The sequence below is a fragment of the Nocardia sp. alder85J genome (assembly GCF_020176955.2).
Classification (GTDB): domain Bacteria; phylum Actinomycetota; class Actinomycetes; order Mycobacteriales; family Mycobacteriaceae; genus Nocardia.
Window position 1 is genome coordinate 235,305 of sequence record NZ_JAIUCZ020000009.1, and the last position, 22,135, is coordinate 257,439.

20 protein-coding genes are annotated in these 22,135 nt (G+C 70.2%); 6 read left to right on the plus strand and 14 right to left on the minus strand.

Annotated elements, in window-relative coordinates:
* From LBW94_RS31390 to LBW94_RS31410, 5 genes are read right to left on the minus strand one after another with little or no spacing between them, the layout of a single operon-like run.
* The gene (locus tag LBW94_RS31390) at window positions 1–1,422 is read right to left on the minus strand and encodes an aldehyde dehydrogenase family protein (RefSeq protein ID WP_225061986.1); all 1,422 of its coding nucleotides are present in this window, start codon (window positions 1,420–1,422) and stop codon (window positions 1–3) included.
* Window positions 1,419–2,561: an FAD-dependent oxidoreductase gene (locus LBW94_RS31395; RefSeq protein WP_225061985.1), complete on the minus strand. Its 1,143-nt coding sequence runs from the start codon at window positions 2,559–2,561 to the stop codon at window positions 1,419–1,421. Before LBW94_RS31395 ends, LBW94_RS31390 begins: the two co-directional genes overlap by 4 nt.
* Window positions 2,558–3,946, minus strand: coding sequence for an aldehyde dehydrogenase family protein (locus LBW94_RS31400; protein ID WP_225061984.1), 1,389 nt, complete (start codon window positions 3,944–3,946; stop codon window positions 2,558–2,560). Before LBW94_RS31400 ends, LBW94_RS31395 begins: the two co-directional genes overlap by 4 nt.
* Window positions 3,943–5,217: an acyl-CoA dehydrogenase family protein gene (locus tag LBW94_RS31405; protein ID WP_225061983.1), complete on the minus strand. Its 1,275-nt coding sequence runs from the start codon at window positions 5,215–5,217 to the stop codon at window positions 3,943–3,945. Before LBW94_RS31405 ends, LBW94_RS31400 begins: the two co-directional genes overlap by 4 nt.
* Window positions 5,214–5,693: a flavin reductase family protein gene (locus LBW94_RS31410; protein ID WP_225061982.1), complete on the minus strand. Its 480-nt coding sequence runs from the start codon at window positions 5,691–5,693 to the stop codon at window positions 5,214–5,216. The genes LBW94_RS31405 and LBW94_RS31410 overlap by 4 nt, the downstream gene beginning before the upstream one ends.
* Window positions 5,694–5,837: 144 nt before the next feature.
* On the opposite strand from LBW94_RS31410, the gene LBW94_RS31415 reads away from it, so the two are divergent.
* Window positions 5,838–6,623 carry an IclR family transcriptional regulator gene (locus LBW94_RS31415; RefSeq protein WP_225061981.1) on the plus strand — a complete coding sequence of 262 codons (786 nt, stop codon included), beginning with the start codon at window positions 5,838–5,840 and terminating at the stop codon, window positions 6,621–6,623.
* Here LBW94_RS31415 and LBW94_RS31420 read toward each other — a convergent pair.
* The 4 genes from LBW94_RS31420 to LBW94_RS31435 form a co-directional block, all read right to left on the minus strand.
* Window positions 6,620–7,327, minus strand: coding sequence for a hypothetical protein (locus LBW94_RS31420; RefSeq protein WP_225061980.1), 708 nt, complete (start codon window positions 7,325–7,327; stop codon window positions 6,620–6,622). The genes LBW94_RS31415 and LBW94_RS31420 overlap by 4 nt on opposite strands.
* 73 nt (window positions 7,328–7,400) lie before the next feature.
* Entirely contained in the window at window positions 7,401–8,132 is a 732-nt protein-coding gene (locus LBW94_RS31425; protein ID WP_225061979.1) for an isochorismatase family protein, read from the minus strand.
* Between the two features lie 11 nt (window positions 8,133–8,143).
* Window positions 8,144–9,358, minus strand: coding sequence for a CaiB/BaiF CoA transferase family protein (locus tag LBW94_RS31430; RefSeq protein WP_225061978.1), 1,215 nt, complete (start codon window positions 9,356–9,358; stop codon window positions 8,144–8,146).
* Window positions 9,359–9,560: 202 nt separating this feature from the next.
* Complete coding sequence (locus tag LBW94_RS31435; RefSeq protein WP_225061977.1) at window positions 9,561–12,575, minus strand: alpha-mannosidase; 3,015 nt, start codon at window positions 12,573–12,575, stop codon at window positions 9,561–9,563.
* 138 nt (window positions 12,576–12,713) lie between these two features.
* Here LBW94_RS31435 and LBW94_RS31440 point away from each other — a divergent pair, with 138 nt between their 5' ends.
* Both LBW94_RS31440 and LBW94_RS31445 read left to right on the plus strand, forming a co-directional pair.
* On the plus strand, window positions 12,714–13,115 hold the full coding sequence (locus LBW94_RS31440; RefSeq protein ID WP_225061976.1) for a hemophore-related protein: 402 nt from the start codon (window positions 12,714–12,716) through the stop codon (window positions 13,113–13,115).
* A 245-nt stretch (window positions 13,116–13,360) separates the two neighbouring features.
* A complete protein-coding gene (locus LBW94_RS31445) occupies window positions 13,361–14,290 on the plus strand; it encodes a LysR family transcriptional regulator (RefSeq protein WP_225061975.1) in 930 nt (309 codons plus the stop codon).
* Here the strand turns inward: LBW94_RS31445 and LBW94_RS31450 are convergent.
* Both LBW94_RS31450 and LBW94_RS31455 read right to left on the minus strand, forming a co-directional pair.
* The gene (locus LBW94_RS31450) at window positions 14,257–15,003 is read right to left on the minus strand and encodes an SDR family oxidoreductase (protein WP_225061974.1); all 747 of its coding nucleotides are present in this window, start codon (window positions 15,001–15,003) and stop codon (window positions 14,257–14,259) included. The two genes, LBW94_RS31445 and LBW94_RS31450, sit on opposite strands and share 34 nt — an antisense overlap.
* A gap of 231 nt (window positions 15,004–15,234) precedes the next feature.
* The gene (locus tag LBW94_RS31455; RefSeq protein WP_225061973.1) at window positions 15,235–15,414 is read right to left on the minus strand and encodes a hypothetical protein; all 180 of its coding nucleotides are present in this window, start codon (window positions 15,412–15,414) and stop codon (window positions 15,235–15,237) included.
* A 751-nt stretch (window positions 15,415–16,165) separates the two neighbouring features.
* Here LBW94_RS31455 and LBW94_RS31460 point away from each other — a divergent pair.
* Window positions 16,166–16,663, plus strand: coding sequence for a DinB family protein (locus LBW94_RS31460; protein ID WP_225061972.1), 498 nt, complete (start codon window positions 16,166–16,168; stop codon window positions 16,661–16,663).
* Window positions 16,664–16,756: 93 nt separating this feature from the next.
* Here LBW94_RS31460 and LBW94_RS31465 read toward each other — a convergent pair whose 3' ends face one another.
* From LBW94_RS31465 to LBW94_RS31475, 3 genes are all read right to left on the minus strand, one after another.
* On the minus strand, window positions 16,757–17,911 hold the full coding sequence (locus tag LBW94_RS31465) for a sensor histidine kinase (RefSeq protein WP_225061971.1): 1,155 nt from the start codon (window positions 17,909–17,911) through the stop codon (window positions 16,757–16,759).
* Window positions 17,908–18,564: a response regulator transcription factor gene (locus LBW94_RS31470; protein WP_225061970.1), complete on the minus strand. Its 657-nt coding sequence runs from the start codon at window positions 18,562–18,564 to the stop codon at window positions 17,908–17,910. Before LBW94_RS31470 ends, LBW94_RS31465 begins: the two co-directional genes overlap by 4 nt.
* Window positions 18,565–18,801: 237 nt before the next feature.
* On the minus strand, window positions 18,802–19,998 hold the full coding sequence (locus LBW94_RS31475) for an amidohydrolase family protein (protein ID WP_225061969.1): 1,197 nt from the start codon (window positions 19,996–19,998) through the stop codon (window positions 18,802–18,804).
* Between the two features lie 246 nt (window positions 19,999–20,244).
* Between LBW94_RS31475 and LBW94_RS31480 the strand changes: the two genes are divergently transcribed.
* Together LBW94_RS31480 and LBW94_RS31485 are read left to right on the plus strand one after the other, a co-directional pair.
* Window positions 20,245–21,321 (plus strand): Zn-dependent alcohol dehydrogenase, encoded by a 1,077-nt coding sequence (locus LBW94_RS31480; protein WP_225061968.1) that lies wholly within the window; start codon window positions 20,245–20,247, stop codon window positions 21,319–21,321.
* A 31-nt stretch (window positions 21,322–21,352) separates the two neighbouring features.
* Entirely contained in the window at window positions 21,353–22,132 is a 780-nt protein-coding gene (locus tag LBW94_RS31485; protein WP_225061967.1) for an SDR family NAD(P)-dependent oxidoreductase, read from the plus strand.
* Window positions 22,133–22,135 lie beyond the last annotated feature (3 nt).

Below are 22,135 nucleotides of genomic sequence, written 5' to 3' on the forward strand. Positions count from 1 at the left end.
CTACGAGGACTGCGCGGCGGGGTAGGCGCGGGCGGGCAGTCCGGCGCCGCCGGGCCGGAACACTCCCGGCGCATGGGTCACCGTGGTCTGCACGTATTCCCGCAGCCCCTCCTCGGCGTATTCGCGGCCGAAACCGCTGCGCTTGATGCCCCCGAACGGCGCCCGCAGCGACATGCCGGTGCGGTTGTGGGTGTTGACGAAGGTGAATCCGGCCTCCAGCCGGGCGGCGAACCGGAAGGCCCGGTCCTCGTCCGCCGACCACACCGAGGCGCCCAGCCCGAGCACGGAATCGTTGGCCCGGAACACCACTTCGTCCTCGGTGCGATAGGTGAGCAGCGGCACGGAGGGCCCGAACTGCTCGGTGCTCACCAGGGGCGTGTCGTCCGGCGGGGTGCGGACCAGGACCGCGTCCGCGAAGTATCCGTCCCCGCCGGGGCCGCGGGCCAGCGTGACGACCTCGCCGCCGCGCGCGGCCGCGTCCCGCACCAACGCCGAGATGCGTTCCACAGCAACCCGGTTCACCACCGGGCCCATGGTCACGTCGTCCTCGCACGGGTCGCCGATGCGCAGGATCCGCTGGGCCGCGGCCACATACGCGTCGAGGAACTCCTCGGCCCGGTGCTGCGGGACGTACAACCGCTTGGCGGCCATGCAGACCTGGCCGGAGGTGGCGAACGACGCCAGCACCAGCCGCTCGTAATCGTCTGCCGTGAGCGCGAAATCGTCGAGGAACACCGCCGGGTCGTTGCCGCCGAGTTCGAGCACCACCGGGGTCAGCGCCTGCCCGGCCGCCGCGGCGATGCTGCGCCCGGCGGCGTCACCACCGGTGAAGGCGACCTTGCCGACCAGTGGATGGGCGACCAGCGCCTGCACCAGTTCGGCGCCGCCGTGCAGCACCGTGGTCTCCGGCAGCAGCTCCGCGACCGCCGTGACCGTCAGCGGCGCCAGCGGGGAAGGCTTGAGCAGCACGGTGTTTCCCGCCGCCAGCGCCGGGCCGAGCTTCAGCACCGACAGGATCACCGGGGCGTTCCACGGCGTCACGGCCGCGATCACCCCGTAGGGGCGCGGGGTCAGGGTGAGCCGGCCCTCGGCGTCGTCGATCTCGGTGGGGCCGTACACCGCCGCCGCGTGCGCGCACACCCACTCCAGATAGCGTGCGGCGAAACCGATCTCGCCGCGGCAGTCGGCGATCGGTTTGCCGCTCTCGCGGGCCAGCAGCGCCGCCAGTTCGTCGGCGTCCGAGGCCAGTTCGGCGGCCGCGGAACGCAATCGGTTCAGCCGCTGCGGCAACGGCAGCGCGGACCAGCCGCGGGCACGGCCGTGGGCGGCGCGCGCCAGTTCGTCCACGGCCGTCACCGGGGTGACCGGGACCGACCCCACGATCTCGCGCGGGCGGGCCGGATTCTCCCGCTGGATCCTCATGCCGTGGTCTCCAGCGAATCCATCAGGCAGGCCCGGCGCAGATGTGCCCGGGTGGCCACGGGATCGGCTGCCAGCGTGCGCAATTGCTGCCGATAGCGCTCGTCGTGGCCGTGCAGATGCGACCAGTTGGCGCGGCTGGTGCGCTGCACGTGTTCCACCGCGACGGTGTGGCGCTGCCGGGCGGCGTCGTCGAGCACCCGTTCCGGTGCGCCCGCCAGCACGTCGGCCAGCGCGGTGGTGAGGCGGACCGCGTCGTGGATGCCGCTGTTCATGCCGAGCCCGCCGAGCGGATTGTTGACGTGCGCGGCATCGCCCATGAGCAGCACCCGGCCGAGCCGGAAATCCGGGGTGACCCGCTCGTGCACGCGATACAGGGTGGCGTGCGCGATGCGCCAGCGCCGCCCGAGGTCGGCGACCCGCGTCAAACGCTCGGGCAGCCGCCGCAATTCGACATCGTCGGGGGTGTCGCCCGCGGTGGGCAGCAGTACCCGCCAGTGGTCGGGGGTGCGCAGCAGCACCAGCCATTCGTCCGGATCGAAGACGTAGTTGATGGGGGCGATACCGGGCAGCACACCGGTCAGCTCCTCGTCGACCGAGGCGACGAGGAAACGGCCCGGATAGGTGCTGCCGTCGAATCCGGCGCCGATGCCGTGCCGCACCGCCGAATGCGCGCCGTCGGCGCCGATCAGCCAATCACCGCGCACGACACCGTGATTCGTGGACACCGCGACACCGTCCGGCCCCGTCTCGACACCGGTCACCGCGTGATCGAAACGCACCTGCGCGGTCGCGGGCAGCGCGTCGAGCAGGATGGGGGTGAGCTTGCTCTGCTCGCACTGCACCCGGTACGGGAACGCCGTGTCACCGGCGAGCACACCCATGTCCAGGGTGGCGATGGCGTCGCCGCCGCGCTCGCGGTACTGGAAGGTCTCGGCCACCAGGCCCGCCCGCAGCAGCGTGTCCACCACACCGAGTTCGCGCAACATCTCCAGCGTCGGCGGATGGAAGGTGGAGGCGCGCGATTCGGTCGCCAGCCGCGGACCCTGTTCCAGCACGGTGACATCGACGCCGCGCCGGGCCAGCGCCAGGGCCGCGGTGAGTCCCACCGGTCCGGCCCCGGCGATCACGACGGTGCTCATGACGTGTGCAGGGCGAAACGCCCCTCGATGCCGACCACCCGGGCGCCGGTGAAGAACCGCAATGTTTCCGCGGTGCCCTCCTCGCCCAGCCCGGACACGCCCCACGCCGGGCGCGGGGTCATCAGGTGCAGGCTCATGATCGACGACCCGTTCACCTTCACCTCGCCCGCGCGGATGCCCCGGGCCACGGCCAGCGCGAATTCGGTGTCGGCGCCGCACACATAACCCTCCAGGCCGTAGGGGACGGCATCGGCCAGTTGCACGATGTCCTCCGGCCGTTCGTAGGTGACCACTCCGGCGACCGGGCCGAAGATCTCGTCGGCGAGATCGCCCTCGAGCAGGGTGGGAGTGACGTAGTTGCCGGTCTCGGGCACCGTGCCGAAATCGCGGTGCGGTCGCTGCGCCACCGCGGCCCGGATCGCCGCGGCGTGCCGGGAGCGCACCAGCGGCCCGAATTCGGTGTGCTCGTCCAGAGGCGGCCCGACCCGCAGCGCTTCCAGGCGCTTGCCGATCGCCTCGAGCAGTTCGGGTGCGCGGGCCGCGGGCAGGATCAGCCGCCCGAGCGCGCGGCACCACTGACCGTTGAGTGTGGTGAGCAGTTCGGCGGCCACCCGGGCCGCGGTGTCGGTGTCGGCGTCGGGCAGCACCACCAGCGGATTGTTGCCCCCCAATTCCAGCTGGCAGGGCCGGAACAACGGCGCGGAGGCGGTGGCCACCGCCCGGCCACCGGCCACTCCGCCGGTGAAGGACACGGCCTTGATCCGGGGGTCGTCCACCAGCCGCACGCCGGTGGCGACGCCACCGTGCACCAGCTGGAACATGCCCGCGGGCACATGTTCCGCGATCACCCCGGCCAGCAGCGTCGCGCTGTACGGGGTCAACTCGCTGACCTTGAGGATCACCGGGCATCCGGCGGCCAGCGCGTTGGCGACCTTGTGGGCGGCCATCGGCGCGGGCGCGTTCCAGGGCACCAGCGCCAGCGCCGGGCCCAGCGGCAGCCGGTGCACCTCGACCCCGTCGCGGTCCTCGCGCAGCGCCCCCGCGCGCAGCTGGGCGGCCGCCAGCCGGAACGATCCGGCGACGATCACCCCCAGCGGCCGGGTCTGGGTCACCGGCACGCCGGTGGCGAAGGAATCCAGGTCCGCCAGGCGGGCCACCTGGGTGTCGAGGGCGTCGGCGATGGTCTCGAGCAGATCCGCGTCGATGCGCCCGCCGGCGGCGTCCGCGACGGCCAGCGCGCGGTCCACTCGTTCCGGTGCGGTCGCGACGGCCCGGGCCACCGGGGCTCCGGTGGCCGGATCCTCCAGGGCCACACCGAGATCCACGCTCGGCGTCGCCCATTCGCCGTCGACGAGATCGCGGATCTCGGGCAGTTCGACGGTCATCGGGCCGCCTCCTCGGGGGCGGTGGCGAACAGTTCGTTGGCGCGCGACTCGGTGACGATGCGCGCCACCTCGAGCATGCCGCGCTCGGCCGGGAAGGTCATGACCAGGCCCATCGCGAGATCGCGCAAGGATCGCCCGACCACCCCGGACATCGACGCCGCCGAGGTGCCGCCGGCCTTCAGCGCGCCCAGCGCCACCTGGAAACACGCCTCGGTGACCGCGCCCTTGCCCAGGCGCCACTGCGCGAACACCTCGGACTTCGACTTGAACGGCACCTCGGCGGTCTCCACCGCCAGCTGGTACCGCAGCCACAGGTAGGCCGATTGCAGGCTGCGGGTCATCTCACCGAACAGCAGCTGGTGCACGGGGGAGGAGGCGATCGGCTCGCCGGTGTCGGCGAAGGTGCGGGTGGTGGTCGCGGTGAGGATCTCGTCGTAGACCCGTTGTGCGCAACCGGTGTACACCGCCGCGATGGCCAGCTGATTGCCCACGAAGCTGCCGCGGCTCTGGGTGAGCATCTTGGTGAAGGCCCCCGGCACGGCCAGCGCCTCGTCGTCGGCGATGAACACGTCGTCGAGCCGGATGCCGTTGTTGGCGGTGGCCCGCATGCCCAGCCCGTCCCAGGGCGCGCGTACCCCGACCCCGGGCGCGTCCCGCGGCACGAAGAAGGTGGCCAGGCCCTCGGCGGTGTCGTAGCCCTCCAGTTTGGCGGAGGTGAGGTAGTAGTCGGCGACGCCGGTGGCGCAGCCGAAGGACTTCTCCCCGTTGAGGATCCAGCCGCCGTCCACCTTGTGCGCGGTGGTCGCGATGGTGATGTTGGCGCCGGCGGTCTTCACCGATTCGGAGGCGAAGTTGGCCAGCCAGATCCCGTCGGCCATCCGGGTCAGCACCTTCTCGGCGAAGGCGCGGACCGCCGGGATCTCGTTGTCGGCGAACAGCCCCGCGTCGATGGCCTCGAGCGGCAGCAGTCCGCGCGAGGCGCTGGTGCTGTGGAAGAAGAAGGCCAGCGCGGTGGACGGGCACGCGGTGCCCATGGCGAAGGTGGCCGCGGCCAGATCGCGCAGCGTGCCGCCGAGCCCGCCGAACTTCTCCGGCACCACCAGTCCCAGCAGCCCCGCTTCGCGCAGCAGTGCGACGTGCGAGGCGGGGAAGGTGCCGGTGCGGTCGGCCTCCTCGGCACACTCGCGCAGGGTCGGCAACACGGACTCGACGCGTTCGGCGCGTTCGCGCTCCGGCGTGGTCATGTCTTCGACGAGTCGTTCTCCGATCATCGGGCAATCCCCTCGTGGTAGGTGCGATCGTGGTAGATGAGCGGGGCGGCCGGGCGCGGCGTGGCCGCGTCCTGGACCAGCCCGAGCACGATGGTGTGATCGCCGGCGGGGTAGCACGCGGCCACCACGCAGTCGATCCAGGCGACCGCGTCGGTGAGGACGGCGGTGCCGGTGGTCGCGACGTCCCAGTCGCCGAGCGCGAAGCGGTCGTCGGCGGCGGGGCCGGCGAAGCGGCGCCCGATCTCCTCGTGGTCGCTGCCGAGCACGTTGACGGCGAAGACGCCGCTGCTGCGGATCAACCGGCAGGTCGTGCTCTGCGACATCACGCATACCGAGACGAGCGGCGGATCGAGCGCCACACTGGTGAATGAACTGGCGGTCATACCGTGGTGGCCGCCCTCCTCGGTGCACGTGGTGACCACGACGACACCGGAGGCCCATTGCGCCAGCACCGTACGGAGATACCGGGAGTCCATAGCTGCTCCGTTTCGGTAGTGGAAACGCTGTAACGCACAAGGTAACGGTGCCGGGCAGATCGCGCAAGCGGAGCAGCTGATCGCGGGAGCGGACCAGCGGGATGGTGTTTCCCATCGGGAAATCTCCTCCCCTACACTGACCAAGTGCCCGATACCGAAACCGACGGCCAGAGTCGCTCCATCGCGGCCGTCGAACGCGCGATGGACGTGCTGCTGCTCTTCGGTCGCAGCGGCCGTTCCGATCTCGGCGTCACCGAGATCGCCAATGAGCTCGGCCTCACGAAAGCCGCTGTGCACCGCATACTTACGGCGCTGCGCAGCCGCGATCTGATCAGCCTGGAACCCAGCACTCGCCGCTACGCGCTCGGGCACGCGGCGATGGCGCTGGGCCGGGCGTATCTGGCCCGCACCGACCTGCGGGTGATGGCGGGCCCGGAACTGCGCCGGCTGGCCTCGCTGACCGGGGAGACGGCCACCCTGTCCATCCGCCGCGGCGATACCCGCATGTACGTGGACCAGGTGGTGCCCGATCAGGAACTGAAGATGGAACTGGTACTGGGACAACCGTATCCGCTGCACGCCGGCAGTTCCTCGAAGGTGATCCTCGCCTATCTGCGCAAGGATCAGATCGACGAATATCTGGAGCGCAACGAGCTGATCGGGTTCACCGACGCCACCATCACCTCGCAGCGCAAACTGCGCGTCGAGCTGACCGCCGTGCGCAAGCGCGGCTACGCCTGTTCGATGGGGGAGCGCCAGATCGGCGCGGCCTCCATCGCCGCGCCGATCCTCGACCACGACGGTGGCGTGGTGGCCTCGATCAGTGTCTGCGGGCCGCTGCCGCGGTTCGAGCCGCACATGGACGAATACGCGCCGGTGCTGCTCGATGCCGCGAACACGCTGTCCACCCAGCTCGGTTACACCGCTTAGAGATTCGCGCCGGGCTTGAACACCCCGAGCGCGGCCGCGGCGAGCACGCTGCCCCAGATGGCCCACACGTAGGGCAGGCAGCCGTTCACGCTGCGACGCAGCACGGCCTCCAGGTCCGGGCCGGATTCGCCGCCCATCAGGCGGCCGAAGGCGGGACCGAAGGGACGCAGGGTCAGCCGGATGCCCAGTCCGGCGGCGACGGCGGTGCACCAGAGCAGGATCTTGCCGCCGAGCCAGCGTGGATTGGTGGTGACGCCGAACGGGTCGTGCGCGATCAGGGTGTAGAACCCGGCGGCCGCCATCCCCGCGATCGCCGCGATCCGCAGGGCTAGGTCGACGCGGACCACGATCGGGAAACGGCCGTGGGTGCGGTGGGTGACCACCGCCGCCGCCAGCCAGGCCAGCGCGAACACCCAGACCAGCGCCACCAGCCACCAGGGGAACAGCGCGATCCCGAACAGTGTGGCGCCGTGCGGGTCGCAGGCCATCAGCGTCACGCCGCTGGGCAGGAACAGGATCAGGCAGATGCGCGGGGCCAGGTCCAGCCCGCTCATGATGGCCAGCGCGGTGGCGCGGGCCGGCGGCGTGAGCCGCGGATCGATGACGAAGCGGCTCGAGTAGAAGACGCCGAGGTCGCCACCGAGCCAGAAGACGAACAGCACCAGGTGCAGCAGGATCCACCAGCCGTAATGATGCGGGCCCATGATTGTCCTAAGGAGTGCGGCGGAAGGCACTGCGGCACATCGTTGTTCGCAGCCGGTCCGGTAACGGGGAGGGTCAGCGCAGCAGGGTCAGCGCGGTGTCGAGGTCGATCACGTCGGCGTACTTGGCGTCGAGATCGAGCAGGTTCGCCTCGTGCAGCCGCGGGTCGCGGTCGCCGCAGGCGTCGGCCACCACCAGCGGGCGGAAGCCGTGCTGGAGCGCGTCGGTCGCGGTGGCGCGTACACAGCCGCTGGTGGTGAGGCCGGTGATCAGCGTGGTGTCGACGCGCTGCGCGGTCAGGGTGGCGGCCAGCGCGGTGCCGTGGAAACCACTGGCGTAGTGCTTGGACACCACCGTCTCGCCGGCCCGCGGCGCCGGATCGGCCGGGAACTCGGCCAGCGGGTTGCCCTCCTCGAAAGCGTTCAGCGCCGGGACCTTCCTGCGGAACAGGCCGCCGTCGGCGGTGCCCGGCCGGTAGCTGACCCGGGTGAACACCACCGGCACACCGGTTTCCCGGGCGCGGGCCACCAGCCGGGCGGTGGCCGCCACCGCGTCCTCCACCGGCGCGCGCAGCGGCGAGCCGTCGGTGAGGTAGGCGGCGCAGACGTCGATCACCAGCACGGCGAGCCGCTCGCCCGCGCCGAGGCGCGCGGCGAAACCGTGGGTGCGGTAGTCGGCGACCAGGTCGGTTGCGTCTGCCGGGGTCGGGAGGTGCTGTGGCGCTGCGATGTTCGTGGCGGCCGAGTTGCCGGCCGCCGGGTCGTACGGCGTCGGTGGGCGGTTCTCGGTCGGGTTGTCCTCGGGCACGGTGGTTCTCCTCAGACGATGCCGGTGGCGGCGAGGTCGGCGAGCTCGTCCGGGCTCAGGCCCAGGAGTTCGGTGTAGATCTGCGCGGTGTGCTCGCCGAGTTCGGGACCGGTGTGCCGGACGCTGCCCGGGGTTTCGCTGAGTTTGGGGAAGACGTTCTGCATCGGGAAGTCGCCGAGGTCCGGATGTGCCAGGCGGACGATCGCTTCCCGCGCGGCGAAGTGCGGATCGGCGAACATGTCGCGGGCGGTGTAGATGCGCCCGGCGGGAACGCCGTTGCGGTGCAGCAGGTCCAGCAGTTCGTCGGCGGGCAGCGTGGCGGTCCACGCGCCGACCAGGTAGTCCAGTTCGGTCATGTGCTCGCCGCGCGCGGTGTGGGTGGCGAAACGTTCGGTGGTGGCCAGCTCCGGGCGGCCCATCGCCGCGGCCAGCCGGGTGAACACCGTGTCCTGGTTGGCGGCGATGAGGACCAGTTCCCCACCGGCGGTGGGGTAGACGTTGCTCGGGGCGACGTTGGGCAGCACCGCGCCGGTGCGCTCGCGCTGATAGCCGGTGATATCCCATTCCGGCAGCAGTGATTCCATCATCGCCAGTACGGCCTCGTAGATCGCCGAGTCCACGATCTGGCCGCGGCCGGTGCGCTCGCGCCGGTGCACCGCGGCGAGCGTGCCGATGGTGGCGAACACCGCGGCCAGCGAATCGCCCAGGGAGATACCGGCTCTGGCGGGCTGGTGGTCGGGGTCGCCGGTGGTGTACCGGATTCCGCCCATCGCCTCGCCGATGGATCCGAAACCGGCGCGCGCGGCGTACGGGCCGGTCTGGCCGTAGCCGGTGACCCGGGTCAGGATCAGCCCCGGATTCTCCGCGCGCAGCGTCTCGAAGTCCAGGCCCCAGCGCTCGAGAGTGCCGGGTCGGAAGTTCTCGACCACGATGTCGGCGCGCGCGATCAGCCGCCGCGCCAATGCCTGGCCCTCGGCGGTGCGCAGATTGCAGGTCACCGACTTCTTGTTGCGCGCCACCACCGGCCACCACAGCGACCGGCCCTTCGGCTTCTCGCGGCCCCATTCGCGCATCGGATCGCCCTGGCCGGGGGACTCCAGTTTGATCACCTCGGCCCCGAAATCACCGAGCAGCTGGCCGCAGAACGGCCCGGCCAGCAACTGGCCCATCTCGATCACCCGCAGATCGTGTAGCGGGCCCGGCGTGGGCGTGATGGGATCTGCCATGTGGCCGACTCCGTTCTGTCACGAACCGTGGCACAGTTCGTGGCATCGTTGCTGTCACGGTTCCGGCGGCCGGAGCGAGCCACGGCCGCGGCCGGAATGGATACAAGGTATCCCACAGCGAAACGGTCGGCAAGATCGGGGAAACAGGGCTCGGACGCGCGGCCACGCGGGCGAGCGCGCTGCTGGACGGATAAGCGTGCCGCTACGCGGACGAGCGCGGGAAGCGCAGGGTGAGCAGTTGGAAGGGACGCAGGCGGACCCGGATGCCGGTGGGTTCGGAGGTCGCCGCCGGGTCGGGGGCCGGGCGTTCCAGCAGATCGCAGGTGTGACCGCCGGAGGTGTCGAACCGCGGGGTGATCAGGGCGGTGGCGCGGCCGCCACGGGATTCGTACACCCGCAGCACCACATCGCCGGAGCCGTCGTCGGCGAGTTTCACCGCGCTGGTCACCACGGCATCGTCGTCGATCTCGAACAGGGGGCGAACCGGTTGCGCGACACCGGTTTCCGGTGCGGTCAGATTGATCCGGTAGCCCTCACGCACCGCGTCGCCGATCTCGGTGCCCGGGAAGATCGCGTGCCGGAAGCGGTGCACACCCTGGTCGGTGCGGGGATCGGGGAACCGGGGTGCGCGCAGCAGCGAGAACCGCAGCGTCGTGGTGGCGCCCCCGTCGGGGCGGACCGTGCGGGTCACGTCGTGGCCGTAGGTGGAGCCGCTCACCAGCGCGACACCCCAGCCCGGCTCGGCGACGTGGACGAAGCGGTGGTTGCAGGCCTCGAATTTCGCCTGTTCCCAGCTGGTATTGGTGTGCGTGGGCCGGAACAGGTGCCCGAACTGGGTCTCGGCGGCGTACCGTTCGGCGTGGATGTCCAGGGGGAAGGCCAGCTTCAGGAACTTCTCGGTCTCCCGCCAGTCCACCTCGGTGTCGACGGCGAGCCCGGCGTCACCGGCGCGCAGCGTGAGAGTCTGTGTGACGGTGGATGATCCGAAGCGCCGCAGCGCGCGCACGGCGACCGCCCGATCCGAATTCGCCACGATCGCCAGGGAATCCAGGTCGGTCAGGTCGGTGCTGGTATTGCGATAGAAGGCGTCGACGTCCCAGGCGTCCCACGCGTTCGGATAATCGGGGTGCAGTTGCAACAGGTTCGCCACCGCACCCGGGGGCAGGGTTTCGCGCTGATTCGCGAGATCGACCAGCGATGCCACCAGGCCGTGGTGATCGATCTCCACCCGCACCAGCTCGTTGGTGAGAACGTAACCGCCGTCGGCGCATTCGGTCACGGTGCAGGCCGCGGCGCCGGTATCCGCGGGGCCCGCGCCACCGGCCGGAATCGACGACCAGGCGTGCGGGGCCGGGTTGAACAGGTGCGGGCCGGGCGCCTCGCCGCCGAGGGTCCACTGCGCCCGCCGGATCAGTTCCGTCAGCTCCGCGGTGACATCGGCGTAGGTGGCGGCCGCCTCCCGGTGCACCCAGGCGATCGACGAACCGGGCAGGATGTCGTGGAACTGCAACAGCAGCACCGTTTTCCAGATCCGATCCAGCGCCTGGTACGGATAGTCGGCCCCGGCCCGCACCGCCGCCGTGGCCGCCCACAGTTCGGCCTCCCGCAGCAGATGCTCGCCGCGCCGATTGCCCTGCTTCGTCGCGGCCTGGCTGGTGAGCGTGGCCCGATGCAGTTCCAGATACAGCTCGCCGACCCACACCGGCGGATCCTGATACTCGGCCTGCGCCGCGGCGAAGAATTCGGCGGGGGACTGCCACTGCACCGTGGGCGACCCCTCCAGATCGCGTACCCGCGCGGCCTTCGCGATCATCTCGCGGGTCGTCCCGCCGCCCCCGTCACCGAATCCGACCGGCGCCAGCGACCGGGTCGCCCGTCCCTTGTCCTTGAAATTCCGTGCGGCATGCGCCAATTCGCGCCCGGTCAGGGCGGAGTTGTAGGTGTCGACGGGCGGGAAATGGGTGAAGATCCGGGTCCCGTCGATCCCCTCCCACAGGAAGCTGTGGTGCGGGAAGGTATTGGTCCGGCTCCACGAGATCTTCTGGGTCAGCAGCCAATCCGACCCGGCGGCCTTGATGATCTGCGGCAGCCCGGCCGCGAAGCCGAAGGTGTCGGGCAGCCACACCTCCCGGCTGTCGATACCGAACTCCTCCAGGAAGAACCGCTTCCCGAGGACGAACTGCCGCGCCATCGCCTCCGAACCGGGCATATTGGTGTCGGCCTCCACCCACATGCCGCCGGTGGGCACGAACCGGCCCTCGGAGATCGCCTTGCGCACTTCCTCGTAGATCTCCGGCCGCTGCTGCTTCAGCATGTCGTACTGCGCGGCCTGCGACATCGTGAAGACGAATTCGGGTGCGGCGGTGAGCAATGCGGTCATATTGGCCGCGGTCCGGGCCACCTTGCGGACCGTCTCCCGCAGCGGCCACAGCCACGCGGTGTCGATGTGCGCGTGCCCGATCGCCGAGACGCGATGCGCCGACGCCGTGGCGGGCCGCGCCAGCACCTCGGCCAGCCGCGCCCGCGCCGCCGTCGCGGTGCCGTTGACATCGGCCAGGTCGATCGCGTCCAGCGCGCGTCCGACGGCCAGCACGATCTCGTAACGCCGGGCGTCCTCCGGCAATTCGTGCATCAGCTCGCACAACACCTCGAAATCGAGGACCAGCTGCCAGACCTCCTCGTCGAAGATCGCCAGATCCAGCCGGCCCAGCCGATAGTGCGGCCGATCACCGGCGGTGAGCTTGTCGCCCAACTCGTTCGGCTGGAACGGGATCCCCGGATTGGACGCGGCCTCCACATGCAGCAGCACCTGCTCACCACCCACCGCCGGCGCGGCCACCCGCACCCACTGATTGCGCGGATGCAGCCCCTTCACCGGCGACCCGTCCGGCCGGTAGACCAGCCCCTCACACTGGAAACCCGGTGAGCCCCCTTCGAATCCGAGATCGATCAGCGCCTCCACGGTGCGCCCGGCCCACTCCTGCGGTACCGTGCCCTCGACGGTCAGCCAGCTCGTTCCCCAGGGCGCCCCCCACTCGTCGCCCGACGCGATCGGCGTCCGCGGCGCGGCGAGCCCCTCCGCGACCGGGACCGGCTCGTCCGGCGCCACCCAGACCGATGCCCGCAACGGGACCGACTCCGGATAGATCGCGGGAACGATCCGCTCGTGCAGGACACGCGCGAGGCGGTCCTCGATCAACCGGCGATCATCGTGCATGGCGGGCTCCCAACCGTGGCCACAGCGTCGGACGGTGATGCTCCTGCATCCTAGCGCCGGGCAAACGGCCACGGTGGTGCACTGGACCCGGCCACGATGCCGTGGCCGGACGTCTGGAGTGAAAGAAGGTCGTTGACGATGGCCGTAACAGGCAAGTCGGCAGTTCCCGGAAAGATCCTGGCGGGTCTGGCACTCGCCGGCGGTATCGGTGTGCTCGGGGCCCTGACCCCCGCGGTCGCCGCCGCGCAACCGGCCGGCCCCGGCCTGCTGAGCACCTCGTGCAACGCGAACCAGGTGGAAGCGGCGCTGCACGCTCACGCCCCCGACCTCGCCGCCCGCCTCGACGCGCACCCCCTGCTGAAGGCTCACCTCGAGCACCTGCTGAACATGCCCCCGGACCAGCGGGAACAGCGCCTCGGCGAACTGCGCGAGCGGCACCCGGAACTGGGCCAGTGGCGGCGTTCGCACCATCCGGACGTGGATCCGGAGGCGGTGCGCGCCGAGTTGCAGCAGGTCCTCGACACCTGCTCGACCTACTGAGGCGGAAGCCGCTGCGGCGGTGCCGCTTCGGGTTACTGCGGCGGTGCCGCTTCGGGTTACTGCGGCGGTGCCGCTTCGGGTTACTGCGGCGGTGCCGCCGCGGACCGGTCGTCGCGACCCGTTGCGGCGCAGCTCGTTCCGGGATGACGGACGCCCCGGCCCGATCGCCGTCGTCCGTCGCCGCGGCGCGCTCCTCGATCCGCTCGCACCCCGGCCGTCGCCGGGAACGCAGGTATCCTGCTCGAATGTCACTGCCCGCGCCGGCTCATCTGCACACCTTCCTCGTGGTGGCCGAGGAGCTGAACATCACCCGTGCGGCCACCCGGCTGCACCTGGCGCAGCAAGCGGTGTCGGCGCAGATCCGGACGCTGGAACGGACCATCGGAGTCACGCTGCTGGTCCGCACCTCCCGCGGCGTCGAATTGACCAGCGCGGGAACGGAGCTGGCGAAAAGTGGCGCAGAACTGCTCACCGAGTTCACCCGGGTGGTGGAGCGGGTCAGGGCGGCGGCGCACGGACTGTCCGGGCGGCTCCGGCTGGTGTGCAAGCCGCATGCGACCCACGAATTCGCCTTGGCTGTCACCGAGGCGATGGAAACCGAACTGCCGGAGCTCGAGATCGAACTGGTGACCGTATCGACCCTGTCCGAGGAACTGGGCCTGCTGACCTCCGGTGGCGCGGACGCCTGCTTCCTGTGGCTGCCGGTCGGCGCGGACGCTCTGCACAGTGAGCCGGTGCGGCGCGACCGCCGGATGGTGGCGCTGCCGCAGCGCCATCCACTGGCGGATCGCACCGCTGTCACACTGGCCGAGCTGGCCGATGACCCGGTGGTGACCGGGCAGGCGGCGGTGCCCGAGGAGGTCCGCCGGCACTGGCTCGCCGAACCGCGTCCCCACGGCCGCCCGGCCGTCCGCGGGCCCGCGGTGGACCGTATCGAGGATCGAATCCTGTTGGTGGCCAGAGGAAAGGGCGTTTTCTTCGCGCCCGAACCACTGGCCGGATACTTCCCGCCGCAGGGAGTGCGCTGGGTACCGGTCACCGACGCCGAGCCCTCCGTCCTGGCCCTGGTCTGGACCCGCCGCATACCGGCGGAGCTGGTGACTCGCCTGCTGACCGTGGTCCGTTCGATCACCGGGTGGGATCAGAACATGGCCCCGTTGGCCCGCACCGTCTGACCCGAAACCCAGGACGCGTCCGCGCCGACCAGCCAGCCGACCACCGGCGCGATGTCAGCGGGCCGCCCCAGTCGTGCCCGTGGACTGTGCTGTGCGGCGGCCGCCATCGACTCCGGCGTCTCGGCACCCTGATAGAACGAGTCGTCGACGGGGCCCGGTGCCACCGCGTTCACTGTGATCCCGCGCGCGCCGAGCTCCTTGGCCGCTGCCAGCACCATTCGCTCGACGGCCGCCTTCGACCCTGAATAAACTCCGTACGGGCCGGTCATGACCGCGGTCAGTGTGGTCGACAACACCACGTACCGGCCGTCGTCGGCCAGCCGCCGCGCCGCCGCCCGCAAGGTATAGAAGGCGCTGCGGGTGTTGCGATCGACCAGATGCTCGAAATCCTCGTCGGTGATCTCCGCGATCGGTTTCTTGATCACCGCCCCCGGCACATGCACCACCACATCCAGCCGGCCGTGCCGGGCCACGACACCGTCGAACAGCGCCGTCACCTCCGCCGACCGGGTCGCGTCCGACCGGACCGCCTCGGCGGCCACCCGATGGGTCTCCAACTGCCGCAACGTCTTCGCCGCCATGGCGTCGTCGCTGGAATAGCTGATCACCACGGTCGCCCCACGCTTCGCCACCTCCTCGGCGATCGCCGCGCCCATGTTCCGGCTGCCGCCGACGACCAGCGCCACCCTGCCTTCGAGATCCCGTGTTGTCATGTTCCGATCGTCGCCCGGAACCGAACATCGTGGAAACAGCGGTTACCGGTGCCTGCCACCGGATCCGGTTGTGCCACCAAGAAGTCCGGCGCAGCGGACAACTGTCCGCTGCGCCGGACCTACAGGTTTCTACATCGGGATCTCCAATGTCGGTGGATACCGGAGCCGGTCGTGATCCGGCAACAGTGCTATCGGTGAATTCCGGCGTGGACTTTCACATCCGGCCGACCCTCAGAGGGGATAACCGATCTTCTCCACCATCTTTTTCGGGTCGACTCCGAGCTTCTGGAGCATTTCGCCGTGGTGTTCGTGATCGACATGATCGGGCAGCATTTGTGCCGCCTTCGTGGCCACGTCGGGTCCGTTCTCGGATCGGATGTGGTCCACCACTTCCTGACGATTGAACTGCATCACTCACCTCCAGAGATCGCGGTACGTGCTCCGAATGGTGCGTTTGATACGCCACAATGCTACTTCGGGCATTTTGTCCGAATAGCCGCTCTCGGGGGGCTGTTCCGACGCGCTGAAGCCCCGGTCGGACCGATGATCGTGCCCGTCGAAGCGCCTGCCGGGAGCTCGTCGGGGCGATGCGAAGGTGTTGTAAACCGATCGGTCGACAGCGGTTGTGCCGCACCGCGACAGCGCACGATCGCCCTCCTCGCCCCGGCGGTGCACACCTTCGGTTGATTCATGGTGCCGGGCAAGCGATCTCGGCCGCCGGTGGCCGAACTCCCGCGTGCCGTCCCGAGAACCGAATCAGGTCCGATCGGACATTGAGCAATATCGACATGGTGACATATGCATCTAACTATTAGTGCCGGTCAGGTCGCGGTGCCGGGCGAGGTGTTCCGGCACGGTATGTATCTCACCGATGGCAGGGAGCGGGCCGCGCCCCAGCGGGGCGGCTGTGGCCGCGATCCAGCGAAACAGCCTGCGCCATCCAACTCCTGGCGCGGCATCACCGCGGTACGTGGTAGATTCGGTGGCGGCTCGCCTGCCCGCTTCTTCTCGGGCTGACCATCTCGGCGGCCGAATCCAGGATCACCGATCGCGGAATGCCGCGATCACCCGGCACCCGTTCCTTCGGGCGAGCCGATTCCGAACCACCACCGGCAGATCGGTCTGTCCGGCGTGTGCCGGACCGGCCGCGGAAGGACTTTCCATGACCCCGATCACCCGCACCACCGGTACCGAGCGAGAACTGCTCGAATCCGCACTCGATCAGGCACGCGCCGACCTCGTCGGGACCGTGCGCGGACTGTCCGAAACCGATGCCCGGCGCCGGCTGGTGCCCTCGCTGACAACGCCGATCGCCTTGATCAAACATGCCACGTTCGCCGAGCGAATGTGGTTCCAGCGCACGCTCGGACGGCTCGCCGACGCCGACTGCGACGGGCCGCTGTGGCCGCACGGCGGGTTCCGGGTGGGTGAGGAGGAGACCGTCGCCGGGGTGATCGCGGAATTCGAACGCGCCGGTGCCCGAGCCAGATCCGTCGCGGCGGGGTTCGGTCTGGAGGAGACCCGCGAGCATCCCCGCAGGGGAGTCGTCAGCCTGCGCTGGATGTACCTGTTCATGACCGCGGAATTCGCCCGGCACGCCGGGCACGGGGACATCCTGCGCGAGCAGATCGAGGCCGGTCGCGACAGCTCCGCGACCTGATCGTACGGGCCCGTAAGGCGATGATCGGGATATGCACTGCGGGAAAGCGAGTCGTGGTGACGGCACGGAGAGGTGTGGTGGCGCGACGCTTTCTCAGCGGAGGGCGGGCAGGGTGACGGTGACCGACAGGCCGCCGTCGGGGCGGGCGGTGGCTGTCACCGTGCCGCCGTGCGCCCCGGCCACCGAGCGGACGATCGACAGGCCCAATCCGGCTCCGCGGCGGCCGGTTCCGTGCTCGGGGCGGTCGCCGTTGAGGCGGCGGAAGGGTTCGAAGAGGCTGTCGACGTCGAAGGCGGGGACGGTGGGGCCGGTGTTCTCGACGGTCAGGTGGACCGTGTTGCCGGTGGTCGTGGTGGTGACCGTGACCCAGCCCGCCTCGGGGCGGTTGTAGCGGACGGCGTTGTCGATGAGGTTGTGCGCCAGGCGTTCCAGCAGGATCGGGTCGCCGGCGACGGGGGTGGGGGACAGGTCGGCGCGCACATCCACCGGGCCCGCGGGGACGGCGGCGACGGCTCGCGCGGCCAGTTCCGCCAGATCGGTGTGGCGGACCTCGGTGAGGTGTTGCTCGCTGCCCGCCAGGACCAGCAGGCCGTCGATGAGGCGTTCGTGGCGTTGGTTGACCTCCAGCAGAGTGTTGCCGAGCTGGCGCAACTCCGGTGGGGCCTGGGGGTCGTCGAGGGCCACCTCGAGGAGGGTTCGGTTGATCGCCAGGGGGGTGCGCAACTCGTGGGAGGCGTTGGCGACGAAGCGACGCTGGCTGTCGAAGGCGCGGTCCAGGCGTTCCAGCATGGCGTCGAAGGTGTCGGCGAGGTCCTTGATCTCGTCGGGGGGACCGGCCAGGGCGATGCGTTCGTGCAGGTTGCGGTCGGCGACGCGGCGGGCGGTGGCGGTGATGTGCTGCAACGGGTGCAGGACCCGGCCGGCCAGCATCCAGCCGAAGCCGGCCGCGGCCACGCCGACGGCGGCGAGGGCGGCCAGGGACCAGCCGAGCATGTTGTGCAGGGTGTCCCGGCGTTGGCGTTCGGCCTGGTCGAGCAGAGCGGCGTAGATGTTCTCCGAGGCCAGGGGGTGGCCGTGGGCCGGTTCGACGAGGTTCTCCATCAGGATCCGGCGCAGGGCGGGGCCGGGGCGGCGTTCCAGCCATTGGTCCAGGGAGAAGTACATCAGGACCACCAGGATCGCGCCGGCCAGCAGGAAGGCCCCGGCGTACAGCAGGGTCAGGCGCATGCGGAGGGTCGAGCGTCTCATCGGATGCGGTATCCCACACCGGGTTCGGTCTCGATCAGCGCCGGATCGCCGAGTTTCCGGCGCAGCATCATGATCGTGTAGCGGACGACGCCGGTGAACGGGTCGATGTGCTCGTCCCAGGCCTTCTCCAGCAGGTGTTCCGCCGATACCGGACCGCCCGCGGCGCGCAGCAGTTCGGCCAGGACCGCGAACTCCTTGCGCGACAACGTGACCGGCTCGCCATCGCGGGTCACGGCGCGTTGCTGGGGGTCCAGGCGCAGGCCGGCGCGTTCCAGGATCGGCGGGGTCGCGGGGCCGCAGCGGCGGCCCAGGGCGTGGATGCGGGCGGTCAGCTCGGCGAAGGCGAAGGGTTTGGTGAGGTAATCGTCGGCGCCGAGGCCCAGGCCCGCGACCCGCTCGGCGACCGCGCCGGCGGCGGTCAGCATGAGGATGCGCGACGGCGAGCCGGATTCCAGCAGGGTGCGGCAGACGTCGTCACCGGAGGTCACCGGCAGTTGGCGATCGAGGACGACCACGTCGTACCCGTTCACCGTCGCGCGCTCGAGGGCCGCGCCGCCGTCGTAGACCACGTCGACCGCCATCGCCTGCCGCCGCAGGCCGGTCGCGATCGCGTCGGCGAGCAGACGCTCGTCCTCGACCACCAGAACTCGCATGCGCGACATCATGCCCATCGAAGCCGTGCGCGAGCTGAGCGGGCCGGGTCTCGCGGGAACACCGCGTCCGGACGCGGCCGTGGCGGACACGCGATCACCCCGCCACTCGACGATGCCGGGTGGCGGGGTGATCGATCGGTGCGCAGTAGTGCGAGAGAGCGGGTCCGCAGCGTTGCGAGAGAGTCCGTCTCCGCAGTCGAGCTGGGCCCCGCGAGTCCTACGGGCCGGAGCCGAGGATCAGCCGACCGTTGCCGTGCTGCGTAGCCCCAGCAGATCGGCGGTGTTGTCGCGCAACACCTTCCGGGCCACCGCCGGGTCGCAGCCCTCGAGGCGGACCAGGTAGTCGCGGGGTTCGCGCAGGCCCTCCGGGTGCGGCCAATCGGAGCCGAACAGCACGTGCTCGGTGCCGAGGGCGTCCATCAGGTCGTGCACGTCGTCCTCGGGGAAGGGGCAGACCCAGAGGTGTTCGGCCAGCGCCTCGCTGGGCTTCGCGGGCAGCTTGCCGCCGATCATCGGGCCGCGGCGGCCCAGGGCGGCGGCCTTGTCGACCATCTTGAACAGCGGTCGCAGCCAGGACGAGCCGTTCTCGATGGAGACGATCTTCACCTTGGGGTGGCGGCCGAACAGGTTGTGCAGGGTCAGCGCGATCAGCGTGTCGACCAGCGGGCGTTCGGTATTGCACAGCGCCCACTGGAGCGGGGACTGCTGATGCGACGGGTTGTCCGGATTCTCCGACCACTGGGTGCCGTAGAAGTGCTGGTATCCGCTGTTGGAGACGTGGAAGACCACGGGGATACCGGCTTCGGCGACCGTCGACCAGAAGGGGTCGAAGATCGGGTCGGCGGGGGAGCGGCCGGCGATCGGGCCGGGGCACAGGTGCACCATGCGGGCGCCCGCGGCGATGACCCGGTTCAGTTCGACCACCGCCTTGTCGATGTCGAGCAGCGACAGCATCGGGACCGCGAAGACGCGGCCGTCGTCGCCGTATCCCCAGTCGTCCTCCAGCCAGCGGTTGTAGGCCGCGAGGCTGGCGTAGGTGAGATCGACGTCGTCGCGCATGTCGTATTCGACGGATACGCCGAGGGTCGGCAGCATGATCGTCGCTTCGACGCCCTGCTGATCGAGCAGCTTCACCCGTGCGGTCTTCTCGATGAACTCGGGGTACTCCTTGGCGGTGACCACCTCGCGGTGGGTCATGCCCTCGGCCACCCCGCCCACGAACAGACCCTGCAACGCGCCGGGCGCCGAGGCGTAGTCGCCCGGCATCACGCTCATGAAAGTGCGCTTGCCACGCAGGAATACGCGGCCGAGACCGTCACCGCGGGCACGGTCGACGCGGATGGTGTCGTCGGCGAATCGCGACTCGATGTGGCGGGTGAAGCAGTCGTCTGTCTCGTAATAGTGCCCATCGGCATCGACCAACCGATAATCCATCACCGGATACCTCCGCTACGGTCCATCGACCGGGAACACGACCATGCTCAGTAAGTGAGCGCCTAGTTACTAACTCTGCCCGGCGGCCCGATTGCTGTCAAGGCGGCCCGGTATCGGTCGCCGATTGCTGACGTGAGGCCCGGGATATGCCTAATATAAGTGAGTCCTCGCTCGCTAAGGCGGAGGTCTGCGAGCGGCCGTACACCCGTCCTTCGATACGTCGGACCTGGTCACCAGGGGTTTGCAGTGAGAACAGTCGTAGCCTACGAGGTCGGCCGGCCACTCGTGGTCGAAGAGCTTCCGGTACCGGCGGTGGGGCCGCGCGACGTGCTGGTGCGGGTGACGGCCAGCGGCATCTGCCACACCGATCTCACGGTGATCAACGGACTCTCACCGCTGCCGCTGCCGATCGTGCCCGGCCACGAGGGCTGCGGCATCGTCGAGGAGGTCGGTTCGGAGGTGCGGCGGGTGCGCGTCGGCGACCGGGTGCTGGCCTCGGTCTCCCCGGCCTGCGGGCACTGCTGGTGGTGTGTCAACGGCATGTCCAACCACTGCGAACTCAATCCGGGTGTGAAGGCGAAGAAGCGGTTCACCGTCGCCGACGGGCGTGAGGCCGCGGCCGTGTGCGGCTGCGGGACCTTCGCCGAGGCGATGGTGGTGGACGAGGCCTCGGTGGTCGCGGTGCAGACCGACCTGCCCGACGAGCAACTGGCGCTGCTCGGCTGCGGCGTCACCACCGGGCTCGGCGCGGTATTGAACACGGCCGAGGTCGTTCCCGGATCGAGCGTCGCGGTCATCGGCTGCGGCGGAGTCGGGCAGTCGGTGATCCAGGGGGCCCGGATCGCCGGCGCCGCAACGATCATCGCGGTCGACACGATGGCGAACCGGCGCGAGGCCGCGGTGAGCGCGGGCGCGACCCACACCGTGAATCCCGCCGACGGTGACTCGGTGCAGCAGGTGCGGGCGCTGACCTCCGGCCGCGGCGCCGACTACACCTTCGAGGTGGTCGGGCGGCCCGAATTGATCACGCAGGCCATCGATATGGCCCGGACCTCCGGCGCCGTCACCCTGGTCGGTATGCCCGCCGCCGGTGACGTGCTCACGCTTCCCGCCATCTCGACCATCTTCTCCGGCAAGCGGATCCGCGGTTCGGTGGTCGGTGGTTCGCAGATCCTGCGGGACTTCCCCCGATACATCCGGCTGGCCGAGGCGGGCCGGCTGGACCTGGGTTCGATGATCACGCACCGGATCAAGCTCGACGAGATCAACCAGGGCTTCGACCTGCTCACCCGCGGTGAGGGCGTCCGCACCGTGGTGCTGTAGTCACCACCACGCGAATTCGAGGACTGCACGCATGACTTCCGATCAGTTGCCGGTGGCGCTGCGCCGGTTCGATCTGACCGGACGGGTGGCGCTCGTGACCGGCGCCTCCTCCGGGCTGGGCGAAACCCTCGCCGAGACACTGGCCGCCGCGGGCGCGCGGGTCGCGCTGGTGGCCCGTCGCTACGACCGGCTGGTGAAACTGGCCGACCGGATCGACGGGCTCGCGATCGAGGCCGATCTGCTGGATCCGGCGGCCGTGGACGCGGTGGCGCCGCAGGTCGCCGATCGGCTCGGGCCGCCGGAGATCCTGATCAACGCCGCGGGCACCCTGTTCGGCCACGAACGGGCCGAGGACGAGCCGCTCGAGATGATCCGTCGCACCATGGATCTCAACCTGATCGCCCCGTTCCGGCTGGCGCAGGCCGTCTTTGCGCACATGGTGGCCGTGGGCCGGGGTTCGGTGATCAACGTGTCCTCGATCAGCGGGCACGTCGGGGTGCCGGGCATCCCGCAGGCCTCCTATGCCGCAACGAAACTCGGCCTGTCCGGGCTGACCGCGGAGCTGGCCGTGCAGTGGGCGCGGCATCACATCCGCGTGAACACGGTGGCGCCGGGCTTCTTCCGCAGCGAGATCACCGACAGCCTCTTCGACGAGGAGCGCTCCGCGGCGTGGCTGCGGCGCAACACCCCGCTGCCGATCGAGGCCGGGCCGGAGGACATCGCCGGTGCGGTGCTGTGGTTGTGCGGTGACGCCGCGCGCTACGTGACCGGCCAGACCATCGTCGTCGACGGCGGGTGGACGGCCCGCTAGCCG

Excerpts from the sequence above, each read along its gene's own strand:
- LBW94_RS31390 (WP_225061986.1), bottom strand. The coding sequence starts at position 1,422 with ATGAGGATCCAGCGGGAGAATCCGGCCCGCCCGCGCGAGATCGTGGGG.
- LBW94_RS31395 (WP_225061985.1), bottom strand. The coding sequence starts at position 2,561 with ATGAGCACCGTCGTGATCGCCGGGGCCGGACCGGTGGGACTCACCGCG.
- LBW94_RS31400 (WP_225061984.1), bottom strand. The coding sequence starts at position 3,946 with ATGACCGTCGAACTGCCCGAGATCCGCGATCTCGTCGACGGCGAATGG.
- LBW94_RS31405 (WP_225061983.1), bottom strand. The coding sequence starts at position 5,217 with ATGATCGGAGAACGACTCGTCGAAGACATGACCACGCCGGAGCGCGAA.
- LBW94_RS31410 (WP_225061982.1), bottom strand. The coding sequence starts at position 5,693 with ATGGACTCCCGGTATCTCCGTACGGTGCTGGCGCAATGGGCCTCCGGT.
- LBW94_RS31420 (WP_225061980.1), bottom strand. The coding sequence starts at position 7,327 with ATGGGCCCGCATCATTACGGCTGGTGGATCCTGCTGCACCTGGTGCTG.
- LBW94_RS31430 (WP_225061978.1), bottom strand. The coding sequence starts at position 9,358 with ATGGCAGATCCCATCACGCCCACGCCGGGCCCGCTACACGATCTGCGG.
- LBW94_RS31435 (WP_225061977.1), bottom strand. The coding sequence starts at position 12,575 with ATGCACGATGATCGCCGGTTGATCGAGGACCGCCTCGCGCGTGTCCTG.
- LBW94_RS31440 (WP_225061976.1), top strand. The coding sequence starts at position 12,714 with ATGGCCGTAACAGGCAAGTCGGCAGTTCCCGGAAAGATCCTGGCGGGT.
- LBW94_RS31445 (WP_225061975.1), top strand. The coding sequence starts at position 13,361 with ATGTCACTGCCCGCGCCGGCTCATCTGCACACCTTCCTCGTGGTGGCC.
- LBW94_RS31450 (WP_225061974.1), bottom strand. The coding sequence starts at position 15,003 with ATGACAACACGGGATCTCGAAGGCAGGGTGGCGCTGGTCGTCGGCGGC.
- LBW94_RS31455 (WP_225061973.1), bottom strand. The coding sequence starts at position 15,414 with ATGCAGTTCAATCGTCAGGAAGTGGTGGACCACATCCGATCCGAGAAC.
- LBW94_RS31460 (WP_225061972.1), top strand. The coding sequence starts at position 16,166 with ATGACCCCGATCACCCGCACCACCGGTACCGAGCGAGAACTGCTCGAA.
- LBW94_RS31465 (WP_225061971.1), bottom strand. The coding sequence starts at position 17,911 with ATGAGACGCTCGACCCTCCGCATGCGCCTGACCCTGCTGTACGCCGGG.
- LBW94_RS31470 (WP_225061970.1), bottom strand. The coding sequence starts at position 18,564 with ATGCGAGTTCTGGTGGTCGAGGACGAGCGTCTGCTCGCCGACGCGATC.
- LBW94_RS31475 (WP_225061969.1), bottom strand. The coding sequence starts at position 19,998 with ATGGATTATCGGTTGGTCGATGCCGATGGGCACTATTACGAGACAGAC.
- LBW94_RS31485 (WP_225061967.1), top strand. The coding sequence starts at position 21,353 with ATGACTTCCGATCAGTTGCCGGTGGCGCTGCGCCGGTTCGATCTGACC.